This window comes from Bacillus sp. TH50 (genome assembly GCF_016650565.1).
Lineage (GTDB): Bacteria > Bacillota > Bacilli > Bacillales > Bacillaceae_G > Bacillus_A > Bacillus_A mycoides.
The window spans coordinates 1,814,625-1,831,268 of record NZ_JAEKFM010000003.1 but is presented as its reverse complement, the minus strand read 5'-3'; the positions used below and the strand labels follow the sequence as shown (position 1 = coordinate 1,831,268).

18 protein-coding genes and 1 pseudogene are annotated in these 16,644 nt (G+C 35.9%); all 19 read left to right on the top strand.

Annotated elements, in window-relative coordinates; genetic code table 11:
• Positions 1 to 79: 79 nt before the first annotated feature.
• The 19 genes and pseudogenes from yqfC (at position 80) to JFU23_RS09420 (ending at position 16,632) form a co-directional block, all read left to right on the top strand.
• On the top strand, positions 80 to 373 hold the full coding sequence (gene yqfC, locus JFU23_RS09505) for a sporulation protein YqfC (protein ID WP_002067170.1): 294 nt from the start codon (positions 80 to 82) through the stop codon (positions 371 to 373).
• 249 nt (positions 374 to 622) lie between these two features.
• A pseudogene (yqfD, locus tag JFU23_RS09500) lies at positions 623 to 1,821 on the top strand (sporulation protein YqfD).
• A 3-nt stretch (positions 1,822 to 1,824) separates the two neighbouring features.
• Complete coding sequence (locus JFU23_RS09495; protein ID WP_002015189.1) at positions 1,825 to 2,784, top strand: PhoH family protein; 960 nt, start codon at positions 1,825 to 1,827, stop codon at positions 2,782 to 2,784.
• A 196-nt stretch (positions 2,785 to 2,980) separates the two neighbouring features.
• Entirely contained in the window at positions 2,981 to 5,125 is a 2,145-nt protein-coding gene (locus JFU23_RS09490) for an HD family phosphohydrolase (protein ID WP_002015188.1), read from the top strand.
• Positions 5,122 to 5,592 carry an rRNA maturation RNase YbeY gene (gene ybeY, locus JFU23_RS09485; protein WP_201031795.1) on the top strand — a complete coding sequence of 157 codons (471 nt, stop codon included), beginning with the start codon at positions 5,122 to 5,124 and terminating at the stop codon, positions 5,590 to 5,592. The genes JFU23_RS09490 and ybeY overlap by 4 nt, the downstream gene beginning before the upstream one ends.
• On the top strand, positions 5,589 to 5,942 hold the full coding sequence (locus JFU23_RS09480; protein ID WP_002190697.1) for a diacylglycerol kinase family protein: 354 nt from the start codon (positions 5,589 to 5,591) through the stop codon (positions 5,940 to 5,942). The genes ybeY and JFU23_RS09480 overlap by 4 nt, the downstream gene beginning before the upstream one ends.
• A gap of 99 nt (positions 5,943 to 6,041) precedes the next feature.
• Positions 6,042 to 6,440, top strand: coding sequence for a cytidine deaminase (locus tag JFU23_RS09475; RefSeq protein ID WP_002015184.1), 399 nt, complete (start codon positions 6,042 to 6,044; stop codon positions 6,438 to 6,440).
• Complete coding sequence (era, locus tag JFU23_RS09470; protein WP_002088672.1) at positions 6,433 to 7,338, top strand: GTPase Era; 906 nt, start codon at positions 6,433 to 6,435, stop codon at positions 7,336 to 7,338. The genes JFU23_RS09475 and era overlap by 8 nt, the downstream gene beginning before the upstream one ends.
• Before the next feature lie 176 nt (positions 7,339 to 7,514).
• Positions 7,515 to 7,658 (top strand): YqzL family protein, encoded by a 144-nt coding sequence (locus tag JFU23_RS09465; protein WP_000883924.1) that lies wholly within the window; start codon positions 7,515 to 7,517, stop codon positions 7,656 to 7,658.
• A 33-nt stretch (positions 7,659 to 7,691) separates the two neighbouring features.
• Entirely contained in the window at positions 7,692 to 8,438 is a 747-nt protein-coding gene (recO, locus tag JFU23_RS09460; protein WP_002088669.1) for a DNA repair protein RecO, read from the top strand.
• A 106-nt stretch (positions 8,439 to 8,544) separates the two neighbouring features.
• Entirely contained in the window at positions 8,545 to 9,177 is a 633-nt protein-coding gene (gene ccpN / locus JFU23_RS09455; RefSeq protein ID WP_088034669.1) for a transcriptional regulator CcpN, read from the top strand.
• Positions 9,178 to 9,206: 29 nt separating this feature from the next.
• Complete coding sequence (locus JFU23_RS09450; RefSeq protein ID WP_085312390.1) at positions 9,207 to 10,019, top strand: pyruvate, water dikinase regulatory protein; 813 nt, start codon at positions 9,207 to 9,209, stop codon at positions 10,017 to 10,019.
• Positions 10,020 to 10,456: 437 nt separating this feature from the next.
• Positions 10,457 to 10,603 carry a PIN domain-containing protein gene (locus JFU23_RS30545; protein ID WP_002034048.1) on the top strand — a complete coding sequence of 49 codons (147 nt, stop codon included), beginning with the start codon at positions 10,457 to 10,459 and terminating at the stop codon, positions 10,601 to 10,603.
• A gap of 80 nt (positions 10,604 to 10,683) precedes the next feature.
• A complete protein-coding gene (locus JFU23_RS09445; RefSeq protein WP_162836445.1) occupies positions 10,684 to 10,827 on the top strand; it encodes a hypothetical protein in 144 nt (47 codons plus the stop codon).
• An 81-nt stretch (positions 10,828 to 10,908) separates the two neighbouring features.
• Positions 10,909 to 12,711 (top strand): DNA primase, encoded by a 1,803-nt coding sequence (gene dnaG / locus JFU23_RS09440; protein ID WP_002015179.1) that lies wholly within the window; start codon positions 10,909 to 10,911, stop codon positions 12,709 to 12,711.
• Between the two features lie 59 nt (positions 12,712 to 12,770).
• A complete protein-coding gene (rpoD, locus tag JFU23_RS09435; protein ID WP_000764062.1) occupies positions 12,771 to 13,898 on the top strand; it encodes an RNA polymerase sigma factor RpoD in 1,128 nt (375 codons plus the stop codon).
• A gap of 385 nt (positions 13,899 to 14,283) precedes the next feature.
• Complete coding sequence (cccA, locus tag JFU23_RS09430; RefSeq protein ID WP_002129130.1) at positions 14,284 to 14,640, top strand: cytochrome c550; 357 nt, start codon at positions 14,284 to 14,286, stop codon at positions 14,638 to 14,640.
• A gap of 166 nt (positions 14,641 to 14,806) precedes the next feature.
• A complete protein-coding gene (locus JFU23_RS09425; RefSeq protein ID WP_002190695.1) occupies positions 14,807 to 15,514 on the top strand; it encodes a tRNA (adenine(22)-N(1))-methyltransferase in 708 nt (235 codons plus the stop codon).
• Positions 15,511 to 16,632, top strand: coding sequence for a Nif3-like dinuclear metal center hexameric protein (locus JFU23_RS09420; protein WP_201031794.1), 1,122 nt, complete (start codon positions 15,511 to 15,513; stop codon positions 16,630 to 16,632). Before JFU23_RS09425 ends, JFU23_RS09420 begins: the two co-directional genes overlap by 4 nt.
• Positions 16,633 to 16,644: the final 12 nt, after the last annotated feature.

The following is a 16,644-nucleotide window of genomic DNA, read 5'->3' as shown; positions in this document are numbered from 1 at the left end:
TTTTTATGCTTTTTTCAGTTTGGACGTGATATTACAAGCTCTTTTTTCATACATATGGGATGAGAGGGGGTCTTTTGAGATGAAAAAAATAGAACAAATGAAGAATTGGTTAACGAAGCAAATAGACCTGCCAGTGGATGTGTTAATGGATCTACCTCGGATCACGCTTGTTGGGCAAGTACATATCTATATAGAAAATCATCGAGGATTATTAGTGTTTTCAGATAAAGAGGTAAGATTGCTATTGAAACATGGTCAATTATTAATTAAAGGTCAATCCTTTGTTATTAAAACAATCCTTCCAGAAGAACTGTTGCTTGAAGGGATTATTGAACAAGTGACGTTTTTAGAAAATGAAAAGAAAGAGGAGTGAGGAGAAACTTCCGTTTGTGAAGTTTTTCTTCGTTACCTTGTATTAACAGGTGGTAACGTTCTGGCCGCAATATTCGGTTCGTACAAAGAGGATAGGTGGGAATTGAGTTCCACGTAAAAAACTGGCTCGTGAAGGTTAATAATTAGTGAGGATCAAGGAATCTGCTAATTAAAATTTTAGTACGAGCTAGTTTGATAATCGAATTGAAAAGTAGTGTATCTACTTTTAGAAAGGTAGTGGAGATAGTCGATGAAAAATAAATGGTTTATAAAATGGCTTGGGTATGTAAAGGTGCGAATTGAAGGTAGAGGAGCGGAACGCTTTGTTAACGAGTGTGTGCGGAAGAAATTACTCGTTTGGGATGTAAAGAAGATAGCTGATGAAACGTTAGTTTTTTGTATGTTATTACGAGATGTGAAAAAGATAAAACCAATTTATAGAAAAAATGAATGTAAATTATATTTTATTGGACGTTACGGTTTTCCTTTTTGGAATAAGCGTGTAATTAAAAATAGTGGATTTTTAATTGGGTTTTTAATATTTTTTTCGGAATGATCGCATTGTCAAATATGGTGTGGAAAATTGAAATTACAGGAGCAAAACCGGAAACAGAATATATATTGATGAAAGAATTGGACAAAATGGGTATAAAAAAAGGTAAATTACAATTCCAAATGCCGAGTGTAGAAGATGTTCAACGTTATTTGACAGACAATATTAATGCGATTACTTGGGCGGGATTAGAAATAAGAGGGACAACATATCATTTTAAGATTGTTGAAAAAAATGAGCCGAAAAAAGAAAGTGAACAACAGCCACAAAACTTAGTAGCAAAAAAAGAAGGGATTATTACAAAAACATTTGTGGAAGTTGGGAAGCCGGTTGTCATGAAAAATGACCATGTGGAAAAGGGGCAACTTCTCGTATCCGGGATGTATGGTAATGAGGAGAATCCGACAGTTGTTTCGGCTAAAGGGATTGTATATGGAGAAACGTGGTATAAATCTGAGGTGGATGTTCCGTTAAAGACACAATTTCAAGTGTATACTGGTAATTCATACAATGAACATTTCCTTAAATTTGGGAGTACTAAAATAAAAATATGGGGATTTCAACAGGATAAGTATAAGCGCTCTCGTACTGAAAGTGTAAAACATGATGTGAAATTATTTGGATTTACATTACCAATTGCATACGAGAAAGATATTGTACGAGAAGAGGAAGAAGCGAACCGAGAATATACCGAAAAACAAGCAATGAAAGTAGCGAAAGAGATGGCAGAAAAAGAACTGAAGAAAAAATTGGATGAACATGCTATGATTGTAAGTGATAACATTTTGAGTAAAGAGGTTGAGGCGGATCACCTAAAGGTCACATTACATTATACAGTGATTGAAAATATTGCAGAGCCACAACCAATATCTGAATCCGATATTCAAGGAGACTGAGTAATGGCAGAACAATTAGTAGAAATGAACCAACAATTGGAAAATCCCAACGAAGCAATCGCTCTTTTTGGGGTAAATGATGCTCATTTAAAAGTAATTGAACGAGAACTTAGTGTATCGATTGTGACTAGAGGAGAATCTGTTCGTGTATCTGGGGCAGATGAAACTGTGGTGCTCGTAGAAAAAATCTTACAACAGTTACTTGTTGTTATCCGTAAAGGTGTATCAATTTCGGAAAGAGATGTTGCGTATGCGATTCAGCTTGGGCAACAAGGGAAAATTGCTCAATTCGAAGAATTATATGAAGAGGAAATTTTTAAAACGGCAAAAGGTAAATCCATTCGTGTGAAAACGATGGGGCAAAGACGATATATTCATGCAATGAAAAAGAATGATATTGTATTTGGGATAGGACCTGCTGGGACAGGAAAAACATACTTAGCCGTAGTAATGGCTGTGAGAGCTTTAAAGCAAGGGTATGTAAAGAAAATTATTTTAACAAGACCTGCTGTAGAAGCTGGAGAGAGCTTAGGGTTTTTACCAGGTGATTTGAAAGAAAAAGTAGATCCGTATTTACGTCCACTATATGATGCGTTACATGATATTCTTGGACAAGAATATACACAACGTATGATGGAACGTGGTGTAATTGAAATTGCACCTCTTGCTTATATGAGAGGGCGTACTCTGGATGATTCATTTGTTATATTAGATGAGGCGCAAAATACAACTGGTGTTCAAATAAAAATGTTTTTAACACGATTAGGTTTTAGTTCTAAAATGGTTATTACGGGGGATCCCTCACAGGTAGACTTGCCAAAAGGGGTAAAGTCAGGTCTTTCTATTGCTGCTAATATTTTATCTGGTGTATCAGGTCTTTCGTTCATAACACTGGAACAAACAGACGTTGTGAGACACCCATTAGTGCAACGTATTATTGAGGCATATGATAAAATGGAATGATCCTATTTGTCAGGATCATTTCTTTTTGTATGATAAGGTTGGCGAATGACATATTTTTTACTATCATTAAAGACGAGGGAAATAAACTATAGGTGATAGTGGATAAAAATGTTGTCCAAAAAGTATCGTTACCTAGAAGAAATGAAAGCTATAAATAGTTTCACTTTATTTCTGGAGAGGAGAAGGTATTGAAATCATGTCAAGATCTCAAGAAATTTCTAAGTGGTTTCGTAATTTACAACATTCGAAAAAACTAAGTTGGATTTCTTACGTTTTATTAGGGGCAGTGCTGTTTTTTGCACTTATGAATAATGTAAAACCAGAGCAATTAGATGTTACAACATATTCTATTGCGAAAAAAACAATCCATTCTCCTATTAAAATTGAAGATAAAGTTACAACGGACAAAAAGAAAAAAGAAGCCGCTACAAAAGTTGAAGATCAATATACATATAAAAGTGAGTATAAACAAAATAAAGTGGATATTGTGAATGACGTCTTTGCTAAAGTAGATGAAGTGATACAAGAGATTAAAGCGGTTGGACCGGATGAGCAAAAAAAGATTACTGATGCTGAAAAAGTGGACAAGTTGAAAAAAAAATTGCCTACTGATTTAACGAAAGAATTATCTGATTCAAACTTACTAAACTTAATTAATGCAGATTCGAACCAATTAGTATTAGCGAAAGATGCAACAGTTACAGCTATTAATAGTATCATGACTGAGCATGTTAAAATGGATGAATTAAAGGATGCGAAGGAACGATATGTAAGTGAGATGAATAGTGTTAATGTTGATAATGGTTTAAAGGAATCTATTAAGGCGTTAGGGAAATATGCGATTTCTGCAAACTATTTTTATGATCCGACCTTAACAAAAGAGAAGAGAAAAGCGGAAGAAGATTTAGTTCCACCTGTTTATATTCTTCAAGGGCAAGTCCTTGTTAGAGAAGGTGAAACGATTTCAAGTGATATGTACAATCAGTTGAAATTAGTTGGCCTGTTAGAAAAAGGGAACAGTTTTCAACCCTATGTTGGGTTAGCGGTACTCATTGGTGTGCTATTGTACTTTATGCATAAGCAGTTTGAAGTGTTTTTACAGCGGAAAAGGGAAGATAGGCCGTATGTCCTAGCGTATATTACAATTTTGTCTATCACGATTGTTTTAATGAAAATCATTAGTTTGTTTCAAAAGCTTGAGTATGCAGGAATCGCGTATGTTGTTCCAGTTGCAATGGGAACAATACTTGTAAAATTAATGATTGGTGATCGATTTGTATTTTTAACGAGTATGATCTTTTCTGTATGCGGAAGTATTATGTTTAATGAAGGTGTAACGAGTACACTGAATTATAGTGTGGGGATTTATGTTTTATTAAGTTCATTATCAGTTAGTATTTTCTTGAGAGAAAAAAATCGTCGTACGATGATTTTACAAGCGGGTATACTCGTTTCTGTATTAAATGTAGTCGTATTAGCGGCTTTGCTATTATTACGTAACGGGAATTTTTCGCCTCTTGAAATTGGGGTGCAATTATTAATGGCTGCTGTTTCGGGTATTATCTCTTCTGTTCTAGCTATGGGGATTTTACCGTATTTAGAAAGTGGTCTTGGGATTGTATCGAGTATGAAATTGATGGAACTTTCAAGTCCGAATCACCCGCTTTTGCGTAAAATTTTATTAGAAGCACCAGGTACATATCATCATAGTGTAATGGTGGCTAATCTCTCAGAAGCTGCTTGTGAAGCAGTTGGAGCAAATGGAGTATTAGCGCGTGTAGGGGCGTATTATCATGATGTAGGGAAAACGGTACAACCACAGTTTTTTATTGAAAACCAAATGGGTATTGAAAACCCGCATGATAGATTAGACCCTGTAACGAGCAAAGATATTATAATTGCTCATGTAACCGATGGGGTGAGAATGTTAGAAGAACACCATATACCTCAAGAAATTATCGATATTGCTGGACAGCATCATGGTACAACGTTACTTAAATATTTTTATTATAATGCGATTAAAGAAGATAAAGAGAAATATACGGAGGAAATGTTCCGCTATCCAGGATCGAAAGCAACTTCTAAAGAGTCGGCGATCGTTGGTATTGCTGATAGTGTGGAAGCGGCGGTACGTTCGATGAACCATCCAACACCAGATCAGATTAATAATTTAGTGCAAAGTATTATTAAAGATCGCCTGCAAGATGGTCAATTTAGTGAATGTGATTTGACATTTAAGGAACTACAAATCGTTGGAAAAACGTTATGTGAAACGTTAAATGGTATTTTCCATTCCCGTATTACATATCCGGAACCGCCGGAAGAAAAGGAGAAAGAATGAGTTTATTAATTGATTTTATTGATGAAACAGAAGAAGTGAAAGATGAATATATAAGTTTGATTCGAGGTTTAGTAGAGAAAGCAGCCCAAATGGAGAACATAGAAGAAGGCGCAGAATTATCGGTTACATTTGTAGATAATGAACGTATTCGTGAAATAAACCGTGATTACCGAGATAAGGATCAGCCTACGGACGTTATTTCTTTTGCTATGGAAGAAATGGGAGAAGGCGAAATGGAAATTGTCGGTGCAGAGATGCCGCGTATGTTAGGAGATCTTATTATTTCTATTCCAAGAGCAAAAGAACAAGCTGAAGAATATGGGCATTCTTTTGATCGAGAACTTGGGTTTTTAGCACTACATGGCTTTTTGCATTTGCTTAGTTATGATCATATGACAGAAGAAGATGAGAAAGAAATGTTTGGAAGACAAAAAGAAATTTTAGAGGCCTTTGGATTAGGACGATGAAAACAGGAAAACTTTTAGATAGTTTTGGATATGCTATAGCTGGTATATACTTTTGTCTTCGTCATGAACGAAATATGAAAATTCATTATTTAGCCGCAGTCATCGTTATATGCTGCGGCTTTTATTTCCATATTACAACAATGGAATGGATTGTCGTACTTATTGTGATAGGGATTGTAATGAGTTTAGAGATGGTGAATACGGCTATTGAAAAAACAGTAGACTTAGCAACCGCCGATATTCATCCGGTTGCAAAAATTGCAAAGGATGTTGCAGCAGGGGCAGTTTTATTATTTGCAATTATAGCTGCTGTAATTGGTGCTATTATCTTTTTACCGTATATGGTATAGTTGCATTCCGAAGCTTTTATTAAGCTTTGGGAGCGCCGTGAAGGCCTTTAATGAAAGAGTGTATCTATTCACATCTATGAACGGAAAGGATGCGGGAATATGAATAGCAAACAATTAATTCAAGAAGCAACCGAAGCGCGTAAACGAGCGTACGTACCATATTCTAAATTTCAAGTAGGTGCAGCTTTACTAACTCAGGATGGAAAAATATATCGTGGATGTAATGTTGAAAATGCATCATATGGTTTATGTAACTGTGCAGAACGAACAGCTTTATTTAAGGCAATTTCTGAAGGGGATAACGAGTTTGTAGCTATTGCAGTCGTAGCGGATACAAAGCGTCCAGTACCTCCTTGTGGAGCATGTCGACAAGTTATGATAGAATTATGTAAACAGGATACGAAAGTATACCTATCAAACTTACATGGTGATGTTCAAGAGACAACAGTCGGAGAATTGTTACCAGGAGCATTTTTAGCGGAGGATTTACATGAATAGAAAAGGTTATAAATCAGGTTTTGTCTCTATTATTGGCAGACCGAATGTTGGGAAATCTACATTTTTAAATCGTATTATTGGCCAAAAAATTGCCATTATGAGCGATAAGCCACAAACAACTCGTAATAAAATTCAAGGTGTATATACAGAAAATGATTCACAAGTAGTTTTCATTGATACACCAGGAATACATAAACCTAAACATAAACTAGGCGATTTCATGGTGAAGATGGCTCAAACGACATTAAAAGAAGTTGATATTGTTTTGTTTATGGTCAATGCAACTGAAGGATATGGTCGTGGTGAGGAATTTATTATTGAGAAATTACAAGAAACGAAACAACCGGTATTTTTGGTAATTAATAAAATTGACCAACTTCATCCAGAGCAATTGCTGGAGTTGATTGATCAATATCGTAAATTATATGAGTTCGCGGAGATTGTGCCAATTTCTGCATTGGACGGTAATAACGTTGAAGCGTTAATCGGAGCAATTAAAAAGTATTTACCAGAAGGACCGCAATATTACCCGGATAATCAAGTAACGGATCATCCAGAGCGATTTATTATTTCAGAGCTTATTCGTGAAAAAGTATTACATTTAACACGTGAAGAAGTACCACATTCTGTAGCGGTTGTTATTGATGCAATTCAAAAGCGTGAGGGCGGAGCGGTTTATATAAACGCAACGATTGTTGTTGAACGTGCATCACAAAAAGGAATTATTATAGGTAAGCAAGGGAAGATGTTAAAAGAAGTCGGTAAGAGAGCTCGTTTTGACATTGAAGCACTTCTTGGTTCTAAAGTATTTTTAGAAGTATGGGTGAAAGTGCAAAAAGATTGGCGTAATAAGATGTCACAGCTTCGTGACCTTGGTTTCCGTGAAGACGAGTATTAATATGAAGTAAAGTTGTGATCAGTGGATGTTTTGTTCATCCGCTGATTATTGGTTTTTATGAACCTTGATAAATTAGGAAAAATTTTTCTCACATGAAAATGAACAAAATGGGTCAACTTAATAACAACAAAAGAAATTGGTTTATAGGCTACGCTTATTGAGAAAGGTGGATTCTTATGCTAGATTTTACCTGGAAGTTTTTCTCCAAAACAGGAAGCATTGAAACGTATTTGCTTTTGAAAGAAATGGAAAAAGACGTAAACGATGAGATGGATCAACATGAAGAGGAGTTAGCGCATCTAGACTCTCCAATTTCTTGACCCGTTTTGTTCAAACCTTGGATGGTGACGAACATGTTTCAAAAAGTTGAGGGCATTGTTATCCGTACGACAGATTACGGAGAAACAAATAAGATTGTTACAATATACTCACGGGAATTTGGTAAGGTAAGTGCAATGGCAAGAGGGGCGAAAAAGCCGAAGAGTCGGTTAGCAGCTATTTCGCAACTTATGACACATGGTCATTTTCTTATTCAAATGGGATCTGGACTTGGAACTTTGCAACAAGGCGAGATTATTTCATCTATGAAAGAAATTCGCGAGGATATATTTTTAACTGCTTATGCATCATTTATTATCGAATTAACTGATAAAGCAACAGAAGATAAGAAGCATAATCCGTATTTATTTGAAATGTTATATCAAACGTTGCATTATATGTGTGAGGGTGTTGACCCAGAAGTATTATCATTAATTTATCAAACGAAAATGCTTCCGGTATTAGGGATGCACCCGTACTTTGATACATGTGCTATTTGTCATCAAGAAACAGATTTTGTCGCCTTCTCTGTCCGGGAAGGCGGTTTTCTGTGCTCTCGTCATGCGGAACAAGATCCGTATCGTATTCCGGTGGGAGAGGCTGTTCATAAATTATTACGTCTCTTTTTTCATTTTGATTTACACCGACTCGGTAATGTATCGGTGAAGGATAGTACAAAAAAACAAATGCGCACAGTATTGAATACATATTATGATGAATATTGTGGGATTTATTTGAAAACAAGGCGTTTCTTGGAACAACTTGATAAGTTTCAAATATAAAAAGGGCCGTATACGGTCCTTTTTACATACTTTCTTTTTCGAATAGCATATTTAGTATATAATATTTAAGAGATAGTATAACTTTTTTCGTTGTGCATTAAAGGTGGTGATTATCATAGAGCTGAATAAACGGCAAGAGCATATCATTCAGATTGTAAAAGATCACGGTCCTATTACAGGGGAGTCAATTGCTGGGCAATTGGGTTTAACACGTGCAACGCTAAGACCAGACTTAGCAATTTTAACGATGGCTGGTTATTTAGAAGCGCGTCCACGTGTAGGTTATTTTTATACGGGTAAAACCGGGGGACAGCTATTATCTGAAGCTGTTAAGAAAATTAAAGTGCAAGATTATCAATCTAGACCGGCTGTAATTGATAAAAATGTATCAGTATACGATGCAATCTGTACTATGTTTCTAGAGGACGTTGGTACATTATTTGTTGTAGATCAAGCTACTTTATTAGTTGGCGTTGTATCTCGTAAAGATTTATTACGAGCTAGCTTAGGAAAGCAGGATTTAACCTCTCTTCCGGTTAATATTATCATGACAAGGATGCCAAACATTGCGATGTGTCGCAGGGAGGATTCTTTATATGATATTGCGATGGAATTAATAGAAAGACAGATTGATGCGTTGCCAGTTGTGAAGGATACGAAACAAGGTTTAGAAGTGATTGGACGAATTACAAAAACAAATATTACACGTGCGTTTGTAAATTTAGTAAATAACGAATAAGTGTAATTTGTTTAAAGTGAGGTAATGTAATGGATAATAAAATCGTATATGTCGTATCTGACTCGGTAGGAGAAACGGCTGATTTGGTTGTTAGAGCGGCAATGGGACAGTTCCCATTCGCTCCTGATATTAGGCGTGTACCGTATGTAGAAGATACAGGGACATTAAAAGAAGTAATCTCGATTGCCAAGAACAATCAAGCGCTTATTTGTTTTACGTTAGTAAAGCCTGATATGCGTCAATATTTATTGACAGAAGCGGCAAAAGAAGGAGTAGAGGCATACGATATTATCGGACCTCTTATCGATCAAATTGAAGAAATTACAGGGCAAGTACCAAGGTATGAGCCAGGTGTCGTTCGAAGATTAGATGAAGAGTACTTTAAAAAAATTGAAGCGATTGAATTTGCAGTTAAGTATGATGATGGTAGAGATGCACGTGGTATTTTAAAAGCTGATATCGTGTTGATTGGAATTTCACGTACATCAAAAACACCACTTTCACAATATTTAGCGCATAACAAACGTTTGAAAGTTGCTAATGTACCACTTGTACCGGAAGTGGATCCGCCTGAGGAATTATATCAAGTGGCAAAAGAGAAATGTTTCGGTTTGAAAATTATACCAGATAAGTTAAATCATATTCGAAAAGAACGATTGAAGTCACTTGGATTAAGTGATGGAGCAACATATGCAAATATTAATCGTATTCAAGAAGAAATTGATCATTTTGAGGAAGTAATTAGTAAAATAAATTGTCAAGTGATTGATGTATCAAATAAGGCAATTGAAGAAACAGCAAATATTATTGTGAATGCAGTGCAAAACCAAAAAATGTTTTAGCACATTTACCAAAGGTGAATGTGCTTTTTTCGCTCGTGAGAAGGCGTTAGAGGAAGATGCGAAGTAGAGCATGAACTTTCGGCTTAGTAATAGAATATAGCGGAATGGTTATACTTATATTCTTCTGTTTTTTAATTATGCTAAAGGAACGATTTCGTTATCTTTAAGTGTAAGATGAAAATTAAAGGGATATGTAGCGTAGTTGAAGAAAATATATTATAATAAAAAATTGTGATAAAAACCTATATTTTACGTTTAGACTTTAATTTTTCAGAATAAACTAGGGATAGGATTTTCGAAAAAGACATGTATTTACGTTAAATCGACAAAATCTAGACAAGAAAACGCACATTATGGAAGGATTCACAGAAGGGATGTAGAATACAGAAATATGCAAAACATCAGATAAGATATTATTTGATGCAGATGCGTATCCCGTGAAGAATGCAATTGTGCAAGTTGGAACAAAATTTTATGTCGAAATTTTGTTTGTCGTATCCTATGCTCATCGTTCAAGAAAACAGCAAGGTAATTGGGTCTATGTAGATTCTGAGCAAGATGAAGTTGATTGTTATATTTATTAACATGCAAAAGCTACAGATCTCATGATCATACAGGCTATAGTGCTTCTTGCTAGTCTTCTTGTGAAAAAGGAGTATATGTATTGTCTCCAGGAGATACATTTGTAACAGATGAGCAAATGTATACAATTTTATATAGTAGTATGTATCTGCGAATTTACGCAGACTGGGGACTTATACGAAAGGTCCAAAATCGTTTACACAATGTGATCGACAGTACTTTCTAACAAATTTAGAAAAATATTGTCGAATTATAAAGGAATCTTTTAATTTATATCGAATACAAAATACGACACGGAGATGGAGTTATGGGGAACAGAATTCCTGAAGAAGTTGTTGAACAGATTCGGACATCATCCGATATTGTAGAAGTGATTGGTGAGTATGTTCAACTTAGAAAGCAGGGGCGTAACTATTTCGGCCTTTGTCCATTTCATGGTGAGAATTCTCCTTCATTCTCTGTTTCATCTGATAAGCAAATTTTTCATTGTTTCGGATGTGGAGAAGGTGGAAATGTATTTTCTTTTCTTATGAAAATGGAAGGACTTGCTTTCACAGAGGCTGTTCAAAAGCTTGGCGAAAGAAATGGAATTGCAGTTGCAGAATATACATCAGGGCAAGGACAACAACAACAAGAAGACATATCTGATGACACTGTCATCATGCAACAGGCTCATGAACTTTTGAAAAAGTATTATCATCATTTATTAGTAAATACAGAAGAAGGAAATGAAGCACTTTCATATTTATTAAAACGTGGTATTACAAAAGAGATGATTGAGAAATTTGAAATTGGTTATGCATCACAAGCTTGGGATGCAGCAACGAAAATTTTACAAAAAAGAGGTTTGTCGCTATCTAGTATGGAACAGGCTGGCCTTCTTGTAAGAAGTGAGAAGGATGGCAGTCATTATGACCGCTTCCGCGGAAGAGTTATGTTTCCGATTTATACTTTACAAGGTAAGGTGATAGCGTTTAGTGGAAGGGCATTAGGAGATGATACTCCGAAATATTTGAATAGTCCTGAAACACCGATTTTTTACAAAAGTAAGCTGTTGTATAATTTCCACCAAGCAAGGCCGTTTATTAGAAAACGTGGGCAGGTTGTCCTTTTTGAAGGTTATGCCGATGTACTAGCCGCGGTGAAAAGTGGTGTGGAAGAAGCTGTTGCGACAATGGGAACAGCTTTAACTGAAGAACAAGCGAAACTTCTGCGACGTAACGTTGAAACTGTTGTTCTTTGCTATGATGGTGATAAAGCAGGGCGAGAAGCGACGATGAAAGCAGGGCAATTACTATTGCAAGTTGGTTGCCAAGTGAAAGTTACATCCTTGCCAGATAAGCTTGACCCTGATGAATATGTGCAACAATATGGGACAACCGCTTTTGAAAATCTTGTGAAATCAAGTATAAGTTTTGTTGGTTTCAAAATAAATTATTTGCGTTTAGGGAAAAATTTGCAAGATGAGTCTGGCAAAGAAGAATATGTAAAAAGTGTTTTAAAAGAGTTATCATTGCTACAGGATGCGATGCAGGCGGAATCATATTTAAAATCATTATCGCAAGAATTTTCGTATTCAATGGAAACACTTTTGAATCAATTGCACCAATATCGCAAAGAACAAAAGGTACAGCAAAAACAAATAAAGCAGGTTTCTAAGCCATCTCAAATTGTTCAAACGAAACCGAAATTAACAGGTTTTGAAAGGGCAGAAAGAGAAATTATTTACCATATGTTGCAAAGTGCAGAAGTGACAGTGCGTATGGAACCTCATATAGAAGATTTTTATACAGAAGAACATAAAGGGATTTTATATGAACTATACGCATATTATGAAAAGGGAAATGAACCTTCAGTCGGAACATTTTTAAGTTGGCTCTCTGATGAAAAGTTGAAAAATATTATTACTGATATTTCGACGGATGAATTTATTAATCCAGAGTACACAGAAGAAGCGTTACAAGGTCATTTGGAGGCGCTAAGACGCCATAAAGAAAAACTTGAAAAGATGGAAATTATCTTTAAAGTAAAACAAATGGAAAAAACAGATCCTGTAGAGGCTGCTAAATATTATGTGGCATATTTACAAAGTCAAAAAGCAAGAAAATAGCTTTTTCGATAAAGTTTTAGTATAATGAATGTTTGTATCTCGCGTAAGGAGGGGAACAGATGGCTGATAAACCAGCTCGTTCTAAACAAATTGAAACTGAAATGACCCTTGAGCAAGTGAAAGAACAACTCACTGAGCTCGGAAAAAAACGTGGCGTTCTTACATATGAAGAGATTGCAGAACGCATGAATGGATTTGAAATTGAATCCGATCAAATGGATGAATACTATGAATATTTAGGTGAACAAGGGATTGACTTAGTTGGTGACAATGACAACGACGAAGGTCCTAATAATCGTCAAATTACAAAAACGGAAGAAGAATTTGACCTTAATGATTTAAGTGTGCCGCCAGGTGTGAAAATCAATGACCCTGTTCGTATGTACTTAAAAGAAATTGGTCGTGTAGACTTACTATCTGCTGAAGAAGAAATTCGACTTGCGACACGTATTGAAGAAGGCGATGAAGAAGCAAAACGCCGTCTTGCGGAAGCAAACTTACGTCTTGTAGTAAGTATTGCAAAGCGCTACGTGGGCCGTGGTATGCTTTTCTTAGACTTAATCCAAGAAGGAAATATGGGTCTAATTAAGGCAGTTGAAAAGTTCGACTACCGTAAAGGTTTTAAATTTAGTACGTATGCAACTTGGTGGATTCGCCAAGCTATTACACGTGCGATTGCAGACCAAGCGCGAACAATTCGTATTCCAGTTCATATGGTTGAAACAATTAATAAGTTAATCCGTGTACAACGTCAATTATTACAAGATTTAGGACGCGAACCATCTCCTGAAGAGATTGGTGAAGAAATGGATCTTGCTCCAGAAAAAGTACGCGAAATCTTAAAGATTGCACAGGAGCCAGTTTCTCTTGAAACACCAATTGGTGAAGAAGACGACTCCCATTTAGGTGACTTTATCGAAGACCAAGAAGCAACATCGCCTGCGGACCATGCAGCGTATGAATTGCTAAAAGAACAATTAGAAGATGTGTTAGATACACTAACAGATCGTGAAGAAAATGTTCTGCGTCTTCGTTTTGGTTTAGATGATGGACGAACTCGTACGCTTGAAGAAGTTGGGAAAGTATTCGGCGTAACGAGAGAACGTATTCGTCAAATTGAAGCGAAAGCACTTCGCAAATTAAGACATCCAAGCCGTAGTAAGCGTCTTAAGGATTTCTTAGAATAGGCTACCTTTAAGTTTACTTCACTTTTGTGAAGTAAACTTTTTTGTTTTGTTAATTTTTGTTAAAATTTAGCTATCGGCAACGATTACAATTTCTTGTAATTTATTTTACAGAATTGTCTTTTGATTTGCAAATGCTCATTTTTCGATTTTTCGATTTATTTTGTTTATTATATACAAAATAATATGTAGAAAAGTAAAAAATATGATGAGAAACGTTAGTAATTATCGAAATAATATGCGATATAATAGTGAAAATCAATAAAATGAATTTACGGAATATTTTTAACAAGTAGTAGTTTGCTCTTTTCTGATAGGGCGTTTTCAAGTACAATATAAATGACTGAATCATCTAACTATTTAGCGGTATAGAGGGGGGAGAAGAGATATGAAACGTAATCCGTTGATTCCGTTCGCTCTTATTGCAGCATTAGGTATTATCGTTATGTTTGTATTTTCATTTCAGGGGCTAAATAAATCTAAAGAGTTAGCTGATGCAAAAAATGGTGGGAAACCAGCACAAACAGCATCAAAGCCAGAGGATATTGTAAAGCAAAGCTGTACGAGCTGTCATGGTGATCAGTTACAAGGAGCGGTAGGCCCTAATTTACAAAAAATTGGTGGGAAACTTTCAAAAGATGAAATTAAAGAAGTTATTTCAAAAGGAAAAGGAAATATGCCGCCAAATATAGTTCCAGCTGATCAAGCGGCAAAAGTAGCTGATTGGTTATCGAAGAAAAAATAAAGTATAGAAAAACAAGCCTTTTGCTTTTTGCAAAAGGCTTGTTTTTCTATACTATCTAAAATACGATTAGTAATAGAGAATTGAAGTATTGTTATGGACTTGCAACAACTACTATAAATTCATTATCATGGAGACAGACTGAGAAGAGAAGGAGTAATGGAAATACATGAATGAAGTAAAGCTTTCGAAACGATTAGAAGAAGTTGTGAGGGAGATTCCGGTAGGCTCGACAGTAGCTGATATTGGATCGGATCATGCGTATTTACCGTGTTATACAATTATAAATAATATTGCTACAAAAGCAGTTGCAGGAGAGGTTGTAGATGGACCGTTTCGCTCTGCACAAGCAACTGTAGCTGAAAGTGGCTTACAAGATAAAGTAGACGTTCGTAAAGGGAATGGATTAGCTGTTATAGTGCCAGGAGAAGTAGATGTTATTACGATTGCTGGTATGGGTGGAGCGTTAATTCGTGACATTTTAGAAAGTGGTAAAGAAAAATTAGAAGGTGTAACACGTTTAATCTTACAGCCGAATATTGCAGCACACCATATCCGTGAATGGTTTATTGAAAATGGATGGGAGCTTATCCGTGAGAAAATTGTAATAGAAGACGGAAAGATTTACGAGATTTTAGTCGGAGAGCGAGGAGATACAGCAGTACCTTACTCTGAAAATAAACAAGCTGAATTGTTTATGGGTCCATTTTTAATAAAAGAAAAAAGTGAAGCTTTTATTGAAAAGTGGGAAGGGGAATTGAAAAACTTCCAAAATATTTTAAAACAGTTAGAACGTGCAGCAGAGTCTGAAGAGACAAAAGCGAAGCGTGCAGAAGTAGAAGCGAAAATGAAAATGATAGGAGAGGTTTTATCATGAGTAAGATTCCGAATGGTCATGAAATTATTTCTTTGTTTGAAGGTATGTATCCGAAGCATTTAGCGATGGAAGGGGATAAGATTGGCTTACAGATTGGAGCGCTTAATAAACCTGCCCAGCACGTATTAATCGCGTTAGATGTAACTGAGGAAGTTGTGGACGAGGCGATCCAATTAGGAGCGAATATCATTATAGCGCACCATCCTTTAATCTTTAATCCATTAAAAGCGATTCATACAGATAAGGCGTACGGAAGAATTATTGAAACGTGTATTAAAAATGATATTGCGGTTTATGCGGCGCATACAAATGTAGATATTGCTAAGGGCGGGGTAAATGATTTACTTGCTGATGCGTTAGGGTTACAAAATACAGAAGTATTAGCTCCTACATATGCAGAAGAAATGAAAAAAATTGTTGTATTTGTTCCAGTAACCCATGCAGAAGAAGTGCGCAAAGCTCTTGGAGATGCGGATGCAGGTCATATCGGTAATTATAGCCACTGTACGTTCGGTAGCGAAGGGGTAGGTACGTTTATCCCTCAAGAAGGTACAAATCCTTATATCGGAGAAACTGGGCAGTTAGAACGTGTGGAAGAGATACGTGTCGAAACGATTATTCCAGCTTCATTACAAAGAAAAGTTATTAAAGCGATGTTGGCAGCCCATCCATATGAAGAAGTGGCATATGATGTATATCCGCTTGATAATAAAGGTGAAACATTAGGTCTTGGTAAAATAGGGTATTTACAAGAAGAAATGACGCTTGAGCAGTTTGCTTTACATGTGAAACAATCATTACATGTAAAGGGTGCAAGAGTTGTTGGAAAGTTAGATGATAAGGTGCGTAAAGTAGCTGTACTTGGTGGTGACGGTAATAAATATATAAACCAAGCGAAATTTAAAGGAGCAGATGTATATGTAACAGGTGATATGTATTATCATGTTGCTCACGATGCGATGATGATTGGTTTAAATATAGTCGATCCAGGACATAACGTTGAAAAAGTAATGAAGCAAGGTGTACAAAAACAATTGCAAGAAAAAGTAGATGTGAAGAAATTCAATGTACACATTCACGCTTCGCAGTTACATACAGATCCATTCACATTTGTATAAGAAAAATAAAAA

Bases quoted from the DNA above. Each gene is read 5' to 3' on its own strand.
- yqfC (WP_002067170.1), top strand. From the start codon at position 80: ATGAAAAAAATAGAACAAATGAAGAATTGGTTAACGAAGCAAATAGAC.
- JFU23_RS09495 (WP_002015189.1), top strand. From the start codon at position 1,825: ATGGCAGAACAATTAGTAGAAATGAACCAACAATTGGAAAATCCCAAC.
- JFU23_RS09490 (WP_002015188.1), top strand. From the start codon at position 2,981: ATGTCAAGATCTCAAGAAATTTCTAAGTGGTTTCGTAATTTACAACAT.
- ybeY (WP_201031795.1), top strand. From the start codon at position 5,122: ATGAGTTTATTAATTGATTTTATTGATGAAACAGAAGAAGTGAAAGAT.
- JFU23_RS09480 (WP_002190697.1), top strand. From the start codon at position 5,589: ATGAAAACAGGAAAACTTTTAGATAGTTTTGGATATGCTATAGCTGGT.
- JFU23_RS09475 (WP_002015184.1), top strand. From the start codon at position 6,042: ATGAATAGCAAACAATTAATTCAAGAAGCAACCGAAGCGCGTAAACGA.
- era (WP_002088672.1), top strand. From the start codon at position 6,433: ATGAATAGAAAAGGTTATAAATCAGGTTTTGTCTCTATTATTGGCAGA.
- JFU23_RS09465 (WP_000883924.1), top strand. From the start codon at position 7,515: ATGCTAGATTTTACCTGGAAGTTTTTCTCCAAAACAGGAAGCATTGAA.
- recO (WP_002088669.1), top strand. From the start codon at position 7,692: ATGTTTCAAAAAGTTGAGGGCATTGTTATCCGTACGACAGATTACGGA.
- JFU23_RS09450 (WP_085312390.1), top strand. From the start codon at position 9,207: ATGGATAATAAAATCGTATATGTCGTATCTGACTCGGTAGGAGAAACG.
- dnaG (WP_002015179.1), top strand. From the start codon at position 10,909: ATGGGGAACAGAATTCCTGAAGAAGTTGTTGAACAGATTCGGACATCA.
- rpoD (WP_000764062.1), top strand. From the start codon at position 12,771: ATGGCTGATAAACCAGCTCGTTCTAAACAAATTGAAACTGAAATGACC.
- cccA (WP_002129130.1), top strand. From the start codon at position 14,284: ATGAAACGTAATCCGTTGATTCCGTTCGCTCTTATTGCAGCATTAGGT.
- JFU23_RS09425 (WP_002190695.1), top strand. From the start codon at position 14,807: ATGAATGAAGTAAAGCTTTCGAAACGATTAGAAGAAGTTGTGAGGGAG.
- JFU23_RS09420 (WP_201031794.1), top strand. From the start codon at position 15,511: ATGAGTAAGATTCCGAATGGTCATGAAATTATTTCTTTGTTTGAAGGT.